Below are 13,998 nucleotides of genomic sequence, written 5' to 3' on the forward strand. Positions count from 1 at the left end.
CTACAATTCTCACACAATTCACTTTAGGGCAACCCTTTTGTCAGCGAGCGGCTTGTAATCTGTAATTTCAATCCCCTTATAATAATAGTTTACGATCTCCTTATACGACTTGCCTTCCTCTGCCATTCCATTCGCTCCGTACTGGCTGAGTCCTACTCCATGGCCATAGCCTTTTGTGGTGATGGTGATCTGCTTGCCCTTTTTCTCCATTTGAAAATCGGTTGAGCGCAGCCCAAGCTTCTCTCGTATTTCTTTTCCGGAAAACTCTTTTTTCCCGATCGCGAACTTACCGATTCGTTTTCCGCTCGTTGTTGCGACAACCTTGCCGACTTTGCCATCCTTTTTGATCGATACTCCCAACTTTTCCTCAACAGTTCTAACTTGCAATTGAATAGTCTGCACGTACTTCGGCGACTTTTTATCCCATGGGCTTTCTACACTTCTTAAGTACGGGTATTTATTTTTCCAATAGTCTTCTGAATTAACGGTAAAGCCATTGCTTGTGGAGAAGAAGCTTGCCTGGATCGGCTCACCTTCATACGTTAAGATCTGCCCTTTTGTTTCTGTGACAGCTTCAACGATCTTTGCGAGCTTTTCGTTAAAATCATCTCCCCAAAGTGCCTCCAGTTCATCGTTCCCTTTGTACACCTGATGCATGATCGTGTCTGTTACAACGGCTTCATCTGGTAAACTATCATCTTTCCCGGGGTTTAGCATAGCTTTTACAATAAACGTTCTAGCGGTTAATGCTTGAGCTTTCAGTGCCTCGAGCTCAAACTCTGCAGGCATCTCAGAGGCTACCACACCTGCCACATACTCTTCTAACGGGATGTTCTCGACTGTATCCTTTGATGTGCGGAATACAGGGACGACGATGTCCGAGTGCGGAATTTCCAAAGCTAGCATTCTCTCAGACGGCCTTGCCTGATTCTCTTCTTTCCATTCAGGAGGCTCCGACGAAAATGGTAGCACGAGTATGGCGGGAAGCAGGACGATTACGGCAACAAAAATTGCTAGAATCCAGATCAGTGGCTTGATTTTCACATTCACTTTCCAATGCCCTCCTATTTTGTTTTCTACCATACAACTTATACAAAAGGTGCAGCCTTTAGAACATGAAAACTAGTATTTTTACAATTGAAATGTGCTTGCTATGACATGTTTACAAGTTTTGTTTTGAAGCCGACTGTTACAAGCTGCCCGCTGCATAAATTAATAAGAGACCCAACGAAAGGGTGAGCGGCATGGACAACTTTCAGCCTCCTGTTCTTGTCAGGACGCTTACGTATTCCCCTGGTCAGATGAGAATTTACTATCCGCAGATTGAAGGCAGAATCAACCCTCGCATCCAACAGCAAGTGAATCAGCAAATCATTCAGATCAACCAAGAGCTCCAGCAGATGCAAAATCCTGAAGCACGACCTACTATGTACGGGGAGTTCGCTGTAAAAACAAACGAAAAAAAAATTCTCAGCATCGGATTTTTGAACTACGGCTACACCCCAATGGCTGCACACGGGATGACGTATATCAAATCGCAAACATGGGACCTGACAACAGGACGGACATATCAGCTAAAAGATCTCTTCAAACCTGGCAGCGACTACGTGCAAGTTTTGAACCGGATCATAAAAGAACAAATAAAACAGCAGCAGATTTTCACGTTTGAACCATTCATGACCATCAGCCCGAACCAAGATTATTATATTGCCGATAAAGCACTCGTCATCTATTTTCAGCTGTATGACCTTACTGCTTATGCTTACGGTTTTCCGATGTTTGTTATCTCGGTGTTCGATCTGCAGAATATTATTGATGAGAACGGACCGCTTGGAAAGCTAGCGGTGAATAGTTTATAACGATAAAAAACCCTGATCCTCACTTGGAAGATCAGGGTTTTGCGTTTATTTAGTTTACACCGACTGCGTCATAAGATTTTTTCACAGCATTCACTTCAGCTGATGTTGCACCATACAGATCAGCTGCCGCTTGAACTAGAGCCGCTCTCGCTTGGCTGAAGTTAGAAGAAGCCGTTAAGTAAACCGTGTTAGCTCTGTAGTAGATCGCTCCAACTTTATCGTTTCCGATCGCAGGAACTGTCACACCATAATGCGTTCCGCCAATTGCCAGCAAGTAAGCTGCTTTATTGATGATTCCACTGTTGATGTGTACACCGCCGTTATCTCCTGTTCCTGTGTAGCGAACAGAATAGTGGTCAGGATCATTGTATTTCGTCGGATCACTCATGGAACGAAGCGCGTCACCATTCGTTCCTGGCGTGTAGATGTCTTCACCAATCTCGTAATCCGGGTTATTGTTTTCGTGATGCTCTACAAGCGTTCCGAAGATATCAGACATCGCTTCGTTTAGAGCACCTGACTCATTTTGATAGATCAAATCAGATGAGAAGTCTGTAACAGCATGTGTTAATTCATGAGCTACAACATCCAGACCGCCGGAAAGTGAAACGAATGTTGTTCCATCACCATCTCCGTATACCATCTGCTGACCGTTCCAGAATGCGTTGTTGTAGTTGCGACCGTAGTGGACAGAAGATTTAAGCGCAGCCCCATTATTGTCATACGAGTTACGGTTAAATACTTCTTTATAATAATCGTAAGTCGCACCTGCATAAACGTGAGCATCTACAGCTGCCCGATCATATGAAGCATTGAACTGGTTATCCGCATCCGCCCAAAGGCTGCCCGGCAGCTGCTGGCGATTCTTTGCATCGTACGTGAATACACCGTTTCCTCTTGTGTTATCTTGCAGGTAGTACGTTCCGTTTGATAATAACGTGTTCAGCGACTTCGTGTCACCAAGGACACCAGTTCCAGAGCCGACAGCATCTGTTCCAACTAATGTACCTCCTCCGCCTCCAGGAGGTGCTTTGTGACCGCCGTTCGCTTCATCTAAATCATTGTAAGAATTGAGAATCTTTCCTGTTTTTGCATCTACAAAATAGTTGTAGTTGCCTGGTTCAGGAGATAAGAAGTTCAGGTTTACGAGATAAGCATAAGCTGCTTCGTCCCCTTGTGTGTAAACCACCAAATCTGAAGTTGGATCTGCTTCATATTCAGGTGTGAAACCTAGATCTGCAACTGCTGCTTCAACTGCTTTGGAAGCTGTAATCTTTTTCCCAAACCCTAGTCCAGGCTTGTCCTGCAGATTCGGAACCACTGTTCCAGAGAATACAAGAAGCTCTCCTTTATCGTTCACATGAGCGACTTGTGTGGAGCCCCAAACCGGTACTCCTTTATATGTTTGCTGAAGGCGGACCATTTGGCGCCCAAGCTCATCTTTCGTTACTGATTTTACTGAGAAAGCTTCACCCGCTTTTTGGCTTCCGAGTTTGAAAGTCTGGGATTCTTTTTGAATATATGTAAGAACCACATCTTTAGCGGATTTGCTTGTAGCCTCAGACAATTTACCTGATACGAATGATGGTGTACCCATAAAACTGTTAAATTGCTTTGTCGATAAAACGTTAACCGGTGAATCTGCTGATGCTTGTCCTCCTGCTAACGGACTTACTGCCAACCCCAATGCTAAACCCAATGCTGCAAATCTCTTTGTGTTCATCCCTGTTCAATCCCCTTTGCTTTATGTAATTTTTTTGAAGCCAGTGGATTCATGTTACCATTATTTATTTTATTTTCAAACTATTTAAAAAATTTTGATTATAATTCACCAGTTGAAAGCTTGTTTTCATAAAAACAGGTAATTAGACACATAAAAAAAGAAGCGTTTCATAAGGAAACACTTCTTTAGAGAGGAGATATAAAGTAAAACTGGGACAAGAGAAAAGGCTTTGCATGCAGATAGTTGTTAACCGTACAAAAAATCGACTTAACCGAACAAAAAAGCAGGGTCACCGAACAAAAAATAATTTTCGCTCCTACTACTGTATTGACATCAAAAAAAAGCCAGCCATCATGGCCGGCTTTTTCTTCAGCTATTTCATTTTTCTGCCTTTAAAGAAGTTCAATAGGAAGACGATCACAGCGATGACGAGAAGAATATGGATGATTCCGCCTGCGACGTCGAAAAGAAAACCTAGCAGCCATAATACTAATAAAATTGCGGCTATTGTCCAAAGCATGAGTTCGACATCCTTTCAAATTGTATTCTTGCAACTAGTTATAGATTTCCCGAACCATCGTTGTTATAAACGCTTTTACAATAAAAATGAAAGGCTCTTTTCTAAAAAAGAATGTTGCTACAGAGTGATCTTAAGAAATGCTTCATTGAAAGTTAATTGGAGCGAAAGGGCGAGACTCCTGCAGGATGAGTGGGACAGGTGAGACCATTCAATGACGCAAAGCGTCGAATGAGCTCACCGCACACCCTGCGGAAAGCGAGTCCTGCAGCGGAAATTAGCCTCTATCAAAAGCAACAAAGTTTAGCCAAATGAAAAGAACCCTCTCATCGAGGGTTCTTGGATTAAAAATATTATGCTAAATTACTTTTTAATGATTGCTCTTTCGCTGGTGTTGTTTCCACACCTTCGTTTACACGCTCGATGTCAGCACCTAATGCAGCAAGTTTTCCAGTAAAATCAACGTATCCGCGGTCAATGTGCTTCAATTCAGTTACGCGAGTATAACCTTCTGCAACAAGCCCAGCAAGTACTAAAGCAGCACCTGCGCGAAGATCAGTTGAAGCAACCTCAGCACCTTGAAGATTTACAGGTCCGTTGATTACAGAAGAACGGCCTTCAATTTTAATGTCACCATTCATGCGGCGGAATTCTTCCACGTGCATGAAGCGGTTTTCAAACACAGTTTCCGTAATAACACTCGTTCCGTTTGCACGAAGCAATAGTGCCATCATTTGCGACTGAAGATCAGTCGGGAATCCTGGGTGAGGCATTGTTTTAATATCAACAGGCTTTAATTCACGAGGTCCGCGAACACGAAGTCCTTGGCCTTCTTCATGAATCTGAACACCCATCTCTTCCATTTTTGCGATCAAAGGACGTAAGTGTTCTGCGATAGCATTTTCAATTAACACGTCACCTTGTGTAATTGCTGCAGCTACCATATAAGTTCCTGCTTCGATACGGTCTGGTACAACAGTATGCTCAGCACCAGCTAGCTCTTCTGCTCCTACGATGCGGATTGTGCCTGTACCTGCACCAATTACAGTAGCACCCATAGCATTTAGGTAGTTAGCTAAACAAACGATTTCTGGTTCTTTTGCTGCATTTTCAATAACGGTTGTTCCTTCAGCAAGTGTTGCTGCCATCATGATGTTCTCAGTAGCTCCTACACTTGGGAAGTCTAAATAAATTTTAGCGCCTTGCAAGCGGCCGTCGATTTTAGCTTCGATAAAGCCGTTGCCGATCTTTACTGTAGCACCCATTGCTTCGAAACCTTTAAGATGCTGATCGATCGGACGTGATCCGATTGCGCAACCTCCAGGAAGTGCAATACGAGATAGTCCTACACGAGCAAGCAAAGGTCCCATCACTAGGAATGATGCTCTCATTTTACGGACATACTCAAATGGTGCTTCTGTCTTTAATTCACTTGTAGCGTCTACATGGATCTGCCCATTTTCGAATGCTACATCAATATTTAAATAGCGTAATACTTCATTAATTGTAAAAACATCAGCAAGAGTGGGCACCTCTTTTATAGTACTCGTGCCTCTACTGGCTAAAATGGATGCTGCGATGACAGGAAGTACGGCATTCTTAGCTCCCTCAACTCGTACAGAGCCCTCTAACCGCCTACCACCACGGACAATGATTTTTTCCAACGATATTCCCCTCCGCGTCCAATTTGTATATTAATATTCAGACGTAATTATTGGTGTGCCAATTGTGACAGTAGTTTTACTGCCCAATTCTTCAGATCTTAACGCCACCTGAAGATTCATTTTATTTTGATGACCGGTATAAATCGCTTGTTCCCACTGTCCAGTATATGCAGATAGTGACACAAACGTCTCTTCCTTTAATTCCTCGACAGAAACTCCAGAAAAAGCTTGTACCAATTCATTTGCTTGCGAATACAAATCAACCACCATTTTATCACCGTATGTACCGGTAACACAAGAGAAAATTTTGGGATTTCCTCCTACAGAATCTTCAATACGGTCATCCAACAAGCGTCGAATTTCTTTCCAATTCTGATTTGTATTTACAAGTCCTTCAACCGCATAAATAAAATACGATGCAGTTTGTTCTTTTTGGGGGTATGTGATGATGGTCACCTTCTCAGTTAGACCTATTTCATCATGCTGAAACTTCCCGGTCATTTTGTAATGTCCGGCATCATCTTCACCTTCCGCCCAGCTAAATTCAGGATAATTACGCTTAAGCTCTTCTGCTTGTTTTAAATACCCTAGTCCTTTAGATGTAAAACCTAATTCTCCATTAAAATACATGGTCCATTTGTCAGGTTCTGCACCTTTTTCTTTTAAAACGTCTATTATATGTGCTACTTCATTTGTTTTATCGTCTTTTGCGTATCCAGATGAAACCATAATAATAAGCAAAATTGCTGTAATCGTCATTGTCCATTTTTTCATTCCCCAGCACATCCTCTCTATTTCTCATTGTTGCCAAAGAGAGAAAGGATATCCGTGGAACTTGTAGTCATATTCCGACAATTCCGTTAATGGAATTGTAACTCGGAATTAACCAAATAATTGACTAAGATTGGTGGAATACTGTAGATACTTCAAAAAGAAATCACTGGCTAGACTTGCAAGACTGATGACCATTAAAATGTAGAGCACTCTAGCCTGCATAACTTTGCCTTTTTTGATCCATTTGTCAAAGTGAATCGCCTGCATTGCCCACCAAGCAATAACAAGAAATAATAAATGTACGATTATATGTAATAAAGCCTGTTGTCCTACTGGAATCATAATTCAACTTACCCCCTATTACATATTTCGACAACTTTAAGCATAATTCTTTCTTCTCATTAAAAAAAGATACTTTATCCCTACTTTTGCCTTATGAAAGCCCTTACTTTTCAAGTGTTCAAAAAGTTGTAACGATTATTTAATTTTAAAATTTTACTTCCTCATATATAGTCGTATAAAAATGGTACAGGTTACGGTAGTTTCGGCTCATTTTTGAATCATTTTCATATAAGAAAAGTGCCGTTCCTTTTGAGGGAAACATCTTGTTTGATAGTCCGTACTGGGCGCACAGATAAATCGCTAAAAAACTGCACAACTCAGAATTCCTGGCTTAATTCAAATAATCCCACGTTAATTGGATTTTTCCCACGCTTAGCTCAATTAATTCCACGTTAAATGAAAAATAACCACAAGTCGACAAACTCAGGTTTAAACACTGCTAAACATCAATCCACCGGCTGCAATAAAAAAAGCCCGCTAAGGTTAACAAGCAACCTTAACGAGCTGATGGTTAATGATCATGCGTATGAGTATCAACCGCTTCGATATTCATGAAAAACTCATTAATATCGAAGTTTCCGTAAAAGAAATCCAGTGCGAGATCTGGCATTACACCAAGGATGACCGTCGATACCGCGCAAAATGCGAGTACCGCTGCCAAGCCGGATGGCACTGCAACCTTCGCCCCTTCACCATCCCGGAAAAACATAACCGCGATGACATTAAAGTAGTACACATATGAGACTAGCGTGGTTGCCATCATGACGGCTGCGAGCCAATAATGAGCCGGCTCCAGGCCAAGCGCTCCCATAAAGATTCCGAACTTCCCGACGAATCCAGCGGTGATTGGTATCCCTGCCAGTGATAAAAGAAAGAACGTCATCGGTACAGCTAGCCACGGTGATCGTTTAAACAATCCGCGGAAAATACTAATGTCGTTTGATTTTTCCTGAGCGGTTAAAACTTGAATTATGGTAAAGGCACCGATATTCATAAACAAGTAAGCCAAAAGATAAAACCAGATTAGTTCAAATAAAAGCGACGAATTTGATACAAATGGAACGAGGATATAACCAGCTTGGGCAATGGACGAGTAGGCGAACATCCGCTTAATATTTCTCTGTCTCAGTGCCGTTACGTTCCCGATGATCATTGTAGCAGCTGCCAGAATCATGACATAAGGCTGAACTTCCAGCAGCAATGATTCACTATCGATTCCAGGAGCTGCGATAAAAGTAATGATGATAAAACGCAGCAAGATCACAAATCCTGCTGTTTTTGAAACAACGCTTAAAAATGCTGTGACCGGAACTGGTGCTCCTTCGTACACATCTGGCGCCCACATGTGAAGAGGTGCTGCTGCAATTTTAAACGTAAGTCCCGCAAACGTGATAAGGAATGCAAACATCAATAGAAATCCGTGCTTCAATAATTCTGGGTCCTGCATATTTTGAGCGATCAAGAACAGGTTCGTTTCACCTGTCAGACCGAAAACATAACTCATTCCGAACAAGGTGATCGCCGTTGCAATTCCGCCAGAAACCACATATTTAAACGCTGACTCATTGCTCCGTTTATTGCGTCTTTCAAGCCCTGCCATGATATAAGAAGCAAGAGAGAGAAGCTCAAGACCGACGAACAAGGTGATTAAGTCTGCGCTTGAAGCCATCATCATTGCCCCTAATAGAGCAGACAGCAGCAAATAATAGAATTCTCCGCGGTTCTCTTCAATGTCTTCCTTCTTGTAGCTTGCTGCTAAAACCAAGACCAGAAGCGTTCCAAGCAAAAGCAAAATCTTGAATGCTTTTGAAAAAGAATCGAGTCTGTACGTATCATAGAGAATGGACGTTACTTCTGTATCCAGCTGCATGAAGATCGCAGCAAGTGCACCAAGCACCCCTGCCCCGGCAAGCCATGCTAAAGGTTTGCGGCTGGATTCTTTTTTCATAAAAAGGTCGATCACAGAAAGCAGCGTCGCAACACCAAGTATGATAAATTCGGGAGCCATGACGCTCCATTTAAAGGATAATAACGTATCTAGATCCATCGATTAGCCCCCTAACCCTAGCAGAATGGCATCTAATGTTGGACGGAGCATATCACTTAACCACGCTGGATAAATTCCGATAAAAAGAATCGCTGCGAGCAGCACGAACGCCGGAACCCGTTCTGACGATGATAAGTCACGCGTTTCATTCAGTTCTTTTTCAGCTCCAAACGTGATAGCCAGTACGGCTCTCAATACATAAACCGCTGTTAAAATCAGGCCAAGGGTTCCCACTGCAGCTAACACTGGCATTTTTTCAAATAACCCTAAAAACGCCATGAACTCGCTAATGAAGCCGGACATACCCGGCAGACCAAGTGATGCGAGACCGCCGGCTAGGAATACACCAGCCAGAATCGGCATCCTTTTTGCCACTCCGCCAAATGCACTTAACTCAGAACTGCCGGATCGTTCATATAATGCACCCACTAAGAAAAACAGCAGTGCTGAGATCAAACCGTGAGAGACCACTTGGAAAACGGCTCCCATCATTCCTGATTCATTGCCGGCAGCAAGACCAATCAGTACGATTCCCATATGTGAAACGGAAGAATAAGCGAGAACGCGTTTTACATCGGTTTGGGTTAATGCTAAAAACGCTCCGTAAAGCAGGTTGATCACACCGAAAAGTCCGATAATAAAAGCGAGTGACTTGAACTGATCAGGGAACATGCCTGCCCCAAACACGATCACTCCGTAAGCTCCAATTTTCAACAGGATTCCTGAGTGAATCATGACAATCGCAGGCGGCGCCTGAACGTGCACACGGACCATCCATGAATGCAGAGGGAAAACCGGCAGCTTTACGGCAAATGCGACCAGCAGCGCAATCAGCATCCCCATTTTAAAGCCCTTTGTAATAAACAGCTGGTTCAGCTCTGCTTGCGGCAGAGAAAACGTGTAAGCGAGCTGTTCGAAGTTCATCGTGCCTGTTTTCATGAACAGCGTAACGAATACAATAAGCAAAATGGCTGAACCAACACCGTTATAGATTAGAAAGCTGTAAGCCGCTTTTTCTTTTTCTAAGTAACCCCAGCGTCCGATTAAGAAAAACATCGGAATGAGTGTGACTTCAAAGAAAATAAAGAATAAAAACAGATTTTGAGCTGCAAACACGCCGAGCATTCCCATCTCCAGAAGGAAAAACAAAATGAAGTAGCTTTTCCAGTTTTGTTTGATGGAGAAAGAAGCGATTGCTGCGAGCACCGAAACGACAGCTGTCAAGAGGATCAGCACCATCGAAAGTCCGTTAACCCCTACTTCATAAAAGATCGGATAGCTTACCTGACCTTTTGACTGAAAAACTTCATAAGAGATCCAGCTGAATTTTTCCGTCAGCTGCAGCCCTTCTCCTCCCATTTTGAAAGCTGAGAGGACGACTAGTGCGATGCCTAATGGGAAAAGTGTTCCTAACACACCAAGCCATTTAATCGATTTTTCATCGTTAGAAGGTACAAACATGAGTACCAGCACACCTAACAAAGGGGAAAAGATCAAGATGGAAAGAAGCCATGCGTTCATGAGAAATACCCCCCCGTCAATGCCACAATAAGCAATAAAATCACGATTCCAAAGATAGCCGCTGTTCCGTAGGACTGCACTTGACCGTTCTGCAGACGCGAGCCGATCTTGCTAAGTCCTTGAACACCGTTTGTTACAGCTGTTACGAGTCCATCAACAACATAGCGGTCGAAGAGAACACCAAGCTTGCTCAAACCTCTCGTTCCTTTTACAACGGTTTGATCATAGCCTTCATCGATATACCACTTGTTGTAGATAACATCCGCGAGGCTAGGGAACGAACGAGTAATCCAGTCTCTGGAAAGAGTCCCTTTTTGATAGATTAAATAAGCGAGACCGATTCCTAAAGCGGCAGCCAGTGTGGCAACAAGCGGGATCCAAGCAGGTCCATGGTGATCGCCGTGCGTCAGTTCAACCGGGCCTTGTGCCAGGTAATCGGATAAAAATGTTCCAAACCATGTTGTGTTCAGGTAACCCGCAACGACAGCTAACACGCCAAGAACGATCATCGGGAATGTCATCACGCCTGGTGATTCATGGACACCCTTCTCGTTACCTCGTTCCTCCCCTGTAAACACAAGGAAAAACAAACGGAACATATAGAACGCAGTCATGAATGCAGCGATGACAGCGAGCCAGAACAGTCCGTACTTGCCGTCTGCATATGTGCTTGCTAAAATTTCATCTTTTGAGAAGAATCCTGATAAAAGCGGAACGCCTGAAATCGCGAGTGCTCCGATCAAGAAGAGTGGCCCCGTGATCCGAAGCTTTTTCCAAAGCCCGCCCATTTCTTCGATGTTTTGTGTATGTACGGCATGAATGACACTTCCGGCCGCTAAGAACAGCAATGCTTTAAAGAAGGCGTGTGTCGTCAGGTGAAAAATCCCTGCCACATAGCCTGATGCACCAAGCGCGAGCATCATATACCCTAACTGGCTGACAGTAGAATACGCTAAAACGCGTTTAATATCTTTTTGCATGAGGCCGATCGATGCTGCGAATATCGCTGTCAATCCCCCGACAACAGCAACAACCGTCAATGCTGCTTCTGATGCTTGAAAGAGCGGATACATCGCCGCTACTAAGTACACCCCAGCTGCTACCATCGTTGCAGCGTGGATGAGTGCCGAAACAGGCGTAGGGCCTTCCATCGCATCCGGAAGCCACGTGTGAAGCGGCAGCTGACCTGATTTACCGACCGCTCCTACAAAAATACAAAGAGCCGTGAGTGTCAGCATCCCTGATGAGATATCGCCATTTTTTACAGAAGCAAAAATCTCGTCATATTCGAAACTGCCAACTTGCCAAAATAGCAAAACCATTCCGATAAACAGGCCAACGTCTCCGATACGGGTCATGACGAAGGCCTTTTTAGCAGCGGCCTTTGCTTCCGGCTTAAAATAATAGAATCCGATTAATAGAAAAGAACCAAGTCCTACAAGCTCCCAAAACATATACAGCTGTAATAGATTAGGAGAAAGAACCAGTCCGAGCATCGCGAATGAAAACAATCCTAAATATGCGAAGAATACCGGGAATCGTTCGTCACCGTGCATGTACCCTTTTGAATAAAGGTGTACTAAAAAACTTACAAGTGAAACGATTACGAGCATGAGCGCATTAAGAGGATTCACCTCAAAGCCCATCGTGATCGCACGTTCTCCGATCTGAAACCAAGTTCCCTCTGTCTTTATACCCTCACCTTGCCAGACGGCAAAAAATACGCCGAAGGACATGACGAGCGAAATTCCTGTTAAAAGCACTCCAATCCAAGCGGTGCTTTCACTTTTGGATTTCCTGAACAGCAGTAAAAGAATGAAGGATAAAAGCGGGAACAACGGTATAAGCCAACTCATCTGCAACATCATATTGTCCATCTCCTCTCTTATCGCTTCATCGTATCCATTTCATCCACATTTACCGTTTGACGGTTGCGATACAACGCGATCAGAATCGCGAGTCCCACTGCCGCTTCTGCAGCCGCTACCGTAATGGTGAACAAGGAGAAAATCTGTCCGGTGAGTCCCGGATTAATCGAGTATTTCGCAAAAGCTACTAAATTAATATTTACGGCATTCAGCATCAATTCTATTGAAATCAGCACAATGACCGCATTTCGTTTTGTAAGTGCACCGAACAAACCGATGCAGAACAGGATCAAGGCAAGCATCAAGTAAGCCGTTAAAGGTACAGAGCTCATTTTTTTGCCTCCTTCTCATCATCATCGCGTTTTGCGAGGATGATGGAGCCGATCAATGCTACCAAAAGCAGAACTGATGTTAATTCAAACGGGATAACGTAATGGGAATACAGCTCGATCCCGATCTTTTTCGTGTTATCCACGTGCAGTTCCACGTCCTGCTGGCCAAAGTTTAAGTCTTTGATTTTTCCGTACATAATCAGAAAGAAAAGACCGATCGCAAGGCCCGTCAGTATAATTTTTAGCCGCGGTGCACGCTTCTCTTTTTCCTGATGCCTCGTCAGCATGATTCCGAATAGCATGATAATTGTAATGGCACCTGAATAGATGAGCACTTGAACAACCGCTACGAATTCAGCAGACAACGTAATGTAAATACCTGCAATCGCAATAAATGTGAAAATAAGTGCGACAACCATGTGTACGACATTTGTCAGATTGATCAGAAGAACACCGCCGGTAATCGCTGTCAGTGCTAGCAGGAAAAAAGCTATCATTTCACCGGTCATGCTTTGTTCTCCTTTCTGACGTTCTCATCGTTTTCATCCAGCCATTCGAGATTTTTAAACAGATCGTCGCGGCTGTATTCCGCGAGTTCAAACTGGTTTGTCATGACGATCGCCTCTGTTGGACACACTTCTGTACAGAGATCGCACAAAATACATATTTCAAAGTTGATATCATACGTATCAATGATTTTTCCTTTTTTCGCTGGATCCGGATGCGGCTTACCCGTTAACTGGATGCAGTCTGTCGGGCAAATCTGCGCGCACTGGTTGCACACGATGCACTTTTCCGGATAAAACTTTTGGATACCGCGGAAACGGTCGGGCATTTGGATCGGCACGTCCGGATAACTTGTCGTCACGTTCTGCTTCGTCAAGTTCTTAACGGTGTAGCCTAAACCTTTCACAAGACCTTTCATCCTGAGATCACGCTCCTTATGCTTTGGTCTATCTATTGACTGGGCTTGTTCTAGTGGAAGTCTATTAATCTAGTAGCTCTGTTGGACTCTAGCTGTTGATCTTCCAAAGAAGCTAGGAAATCCACTCCCTTTCCGCGGACGAACCGCCAAGCCTCCTCGTTCGCAAGCTCTCTGTGGGGTCTCGGCAGTCCGTTTTCCCGCAGGAGTGTCGCAGATTTCCTTGCCATCAACTAAGATGCCCTTAAAACGTTTTTGTGAAGATACTTCGTTGCAAGTTGATTGGAGCGCAAGGTGCGAGACTCCTGCGGGATCAGCGGGACAGGTGAGACCATTCAATGTCGCAAGGCGACGAGTGGGCTCACCGCACGCCCCGCGGAAAGCGAGCATCCTGGAGCGGAAATCAACCCCTTTTAAAAGCAACAACGA

The 13,998-nt window shown here is 43.8% G+C and carries 13 protein-coding genes; 1 reads left to right on the forward strand and 12 read right to left on the reverse strand.

All coding sequences use genetic code 11. The features are described from left to right. Window positions 1–18: 18 nt before the first annotated feature. The gene (gene spoIID, locus ABE41_RS18940) at window positions 19–1,050 is read right to left on the reverse strand and encodes a stage II sporulation protein D (RefSeq protein WP_253805392.1); all 1,032 of its coding nucleotides are present in this window, start codon (window positions 1,048–1,050) and stop codon (window positions 19–21) included. A 194-nt stretch (window positions 1,051–1,244) separates the two neighbouring features. Between spoIID and ABE41_RS18945 the strand changes: the two genes are divergently transcribed. Beyond that, window positions 1,245–1,859 (forward strand): RsiV family protein, encoded by a 615-nt coding sequence (locus tag ABE41_RS18945; protein WP_066293827.1) that lies wholly within the window; start codon window positions 1,245–1,247, stop codon window positions 1,857–1,859. Window positions 1,860–1,908: 49 nt separating this feature from the next. Here ABE41_RS18945 and ABE41_RS18950 read toward each other — a convergent pair whose 3' ends face one another. The 11 genes from ABE41_RS18950 to nuoI form a co-directional block, all read right to left on the reverse strand. Further along, on the reverse strand, window positions 1,909–3,582 hold the full coding sequence (locus ABE41_RS18950) for a M4 family metallopeptidase (protein ID WP_066293829.1): 1,674 nt from the start codon (window positions 3,580–3,582) through the stop codon (window positions 1,909–1,911). 373 nt (window positions 3,583–3,955) lie between these two features. Further along, on the reverse strand, window positions 3,956–4,102 hold the full coding sequence (locus ABE41_RS21165) for a lmo0937 family membrane protein (RefSeq protein WP_139343027.1): 147 nt from the start codon (window positions 4,100–4,102) through the stop codon (window positions 3,956–3,958). 350 nt (window positions 4,103–4,452) lie between these two features. Beyond that, window positions 4,453–5,763, reverse strand: a complete 1,311-nt coding sequence (gene murA, locus ABE41_RS18960) for a UDP-N-acetylglucosamine 1-carboxyvinyltransferase (protein WP_066293833.1) — start codon at window positions 5,761–5,763, stop codon at window positions 4,453–4,455. A gap of 30 nt (window positions 5,764–5,793) precedes the next feature. Continuing rightward, window positions 5,794–6,537 (reverse strand): YwmB family TATA-box binding protein, encoded by a 744-nt coding sequence (locus ABE41_RS18965; RefSeq protein WP_066293836.1) that lies wholly within the window; start codon window positions 6,535–6,537, stop codon window positions 5,794–5,796. Between the two features lie 108 nt (window positions 6,538–6,645). Beyond that, on the reverse strand, window positions 6,646–6,879 hold the full coding sequence (locus ABE41_RS18970) for a DUF1146 family protein (protein WP_066293838.1): 234 nt from the start codon (window positions 6,877–6,879) through the stop codon (window positions 6,646–6,648). Between the two features lie 511 nt (window positions 6,880–7,390). Continuing rightward, on the reverse strand, window positions 7,391–8,926 hold the full coding sequence (gene nuoN / locus ABE41_RS18975; protein WP_066293839.1) for an NADH-quinone oxidoreductase subunit NuoN: 1,536 nt from the start codon (window positions 8,924–8,926) through the stop codon (window positions 7,391–7,393). Window positions 8,927–8,929: 3 nt separating this feature from the next. After that, window positions 8,930–10,447, reverse strand: a complete 1,518-nt coding sequence (locus ABE41_RS18980; protein WP_066293841.1) for a complex I subunit 4 family protein — start codon at window positions 10,445–10,447, stop codon at window positions 8,930–8,932. Beyond that, window positions 10,444–12,312 carry an NADH-quinone oxidoreductase subunit L gene (nuoL, locus tag ABE41_RS18985; protein WP_066294978.1) on the reverse strand — a complete coding sequence of 623 codons (1,869 nt, stop codon included), beginning with the start codon at window positions 12,310–12,312 and terminating at the stop codon, window positions 10,444–10,446. Before nuoL ends, ABE41_RS18980 begins: the two co-directional genes overlap by 4 nt. Before the next feature lie 20 nt (window positions 12,313–12,332). Beyond that, window positions 12,333–12,647: an NADH-quinone oxidoreductase subunit NuoK gene (nuoK, locus tag ABE41_RS18990; RefSeq protein ID WP_066293845.1), complete on the reverse strand. Its 315-nt coding sequence runs from the start codon at window positions 12,645–12,647 to the stop codon at window positions 12,333–12,335. Next, window positions 12,644–13,156 carry an NADH-quinone oxidoreductase subunit J gene (locus ABE41_RS18995; protein WP_066293848.1) on the reverse strand — a complete coding sequence of 171 codons (513 nt, stop codon included), beginning with the start codon at window positions 13,154–13,156 and terminating at the stop codon, window positions 12,644–12,646. The genes nuoK and ABE41_RS18995 overlap by 4 nt, the downstream gene beginning before the upstream one ends. Then, the gene (nuoI, locus tag ABE41_RS19000; protein ID WP_066293850.1) at window positions 13,153–13,572 is read right to left on the reverse strand and encodes an NADH-quinone oxidoreductase subunit NuoI; all 420 of its coding nucleotides are present in this window, start codon (window positions 13,570–13,572) and stop codon (window positions 13,153–13,155) included. Before nuoI ends, ABE41_RS18995 begins: the two co-directional genes overlap by 4 nt. Window positions 13,573–13,998: the final 426 nt, after the last annotated feature.

Origin of the sequence: Fictibacillus arsenicus, from assembly GCF_001642935.1 — a bacterium.
GTDB classification, from domain to species: domain Bacteria; phylum Bacillota; class Bacilli; order Bacillales; family Fictibacillaceae; genus Fictibacillus; species Fictibacillus arsenicus_B.